The organism is Candidatus Thiosymbion oneisti (assembly GCF_004359955.1).
GTDB lineage: Bacteria > Pseudomonadota > Gammaproteobacteria > Chromatiales > Chromatiaceae > Thiosymbion > Thiosymbion oneisti.
In genome coordinates this window covers 1-417 of record NZ_SMSC01000160.1, presented here as the reverse complement: position 1 = coordinate 417, position 417 = coordinate 1, and the positions used below count along the sequence as shown (strand labels likewise).

Sequence of the window (417 nt, the reverse complement as noted above, 5' to 3'; positions counted from 1 at the left end):
GACCAGAACCGGGAATACCTGCTCCTCTCCGCCGATTACCAACTGCGCTCCGATGTCTTCGGCTCCTCCGGAACGGCGAACACCGGCCCGGTCTTCCACTGTGAATTCACCGCCCTGGACGCCAAAACGCCCTATCGTCCACCACGGAACACCCCTAAGGCCCGGGTCCAGGGTCCCCAGACCGCCATCGTGGTCGGCAAAGCCGGCGAAGAGATCTGGACCGACCAATACGGCCGGGTCAAGGTCCAATTCCACTGGGACCGCTACGGCCAATCCGACGAGCAGAGCTCCTGCTGGGTGCGGGTTGCTCACCCCTGGGCCGGCAAGCACTGGGGCGCTGTGGCAATCCCCCGCATCGGCCAAGAAGTCATTGTCGACTTCCTGGAAGGTGATCCCGACCGGCCCATCATCACCGGC

At 64.3% G+C, this 417-nt stretch carries 1 protein-coding gene; it reads left to right on the top strand.

Annotation, left to right across the window (positions count from 1 at the left end):
- Positions 1–417, top strand: a 417-nt coding sequence (tssI, locus tag E1958_RS19865) for a type VI secretion system tip protein TssI/VgrG (protein ID WP_133513399.1), incomplete at both ends; no start/stop codon positions are given.